The organism is Aminobacter sp. P4_D5, from assembly GCF_056401815.1.
This window is the reverse complement of sequence record NZ_JBFUIP010001136.1, coordinates 1-573: the sequence shown is the minus strand read 5'-3', so window position 1 is coordinate 573 and position 573 is coordinate 1. Positions and strand designations below refer to the sequence as shown.

General features: G+C 70.2%; 2 protein-coding genes. Both read left to right on the top strand.

What is annotated here, in order from left to right:
• Window positions 1-258, top strand: a 258-nt coding sequence (locus AC1DWF_RS37105; RefSeq protein ID WP_476843420.1) for an NAD(P)H-hydrate dehydratase, incomplete at its 5' end; no start/stop codon positions are given.
• Window positions 259-317: 59 nt separating this feature from the next.
• On the top strand, window positions 318-573 hold a 256-nt coding region (locus AC1DWF_RS37100; RefSeq protein ID WP_476843419.1), incomplete at its 3' end, for a hypothetical protein.

The window sequence follows — 573 nt, the reverse complement described above, 5'->3', positions numbered from 1 at the left end:
GTCCTGCTCAAGGGCTCCGACACGGTGATCGCGTCCGCCGACGGCCGCGCCGCCATCAACCACAACGCGCCGTCCTGGCTGGCCACCGGCGGCAGCGGCGATGTGCTGGCCGGCCTGGCCGCCGCTCTGCTCGCCCAGGGCGTGCCGGCCTTCGAAGCCGCCTGCGCCGCTGCCTGGATACAAGGCGCGGCTGCCACAAAAATCGGCCCCGGCCTGCTCGCCGAGGACCTTGCGGGTGAATTCCGCCACCTCATGTAGGGATCGCGCTTTGTTTCTGAATATTTCCAGACTAATCTGGCACGGAACCGGAGACCGAAATGGCCGATACGCTCGCCCCCGAAGCGCCTGAAACCTTGGTGGACCGTGCGCTGCGCCGCGTCACCGGGCTCTGGCGCGACATGGCGGAGCGCGTCGTCAGCCGTGGTGAGCCGGAGGATGTCGCGGCCCAGATGCAGGCCTGCCTCACTGGCCGCGGCGGCGAGGTCTCGGCCCGGGCGCGCGCGGCCAAGCTGGCCGCCGTCTATCGGAGCTTCAACGAGGCCGAGCGCGTCCATTTCCTCCGCACGCTCGCCG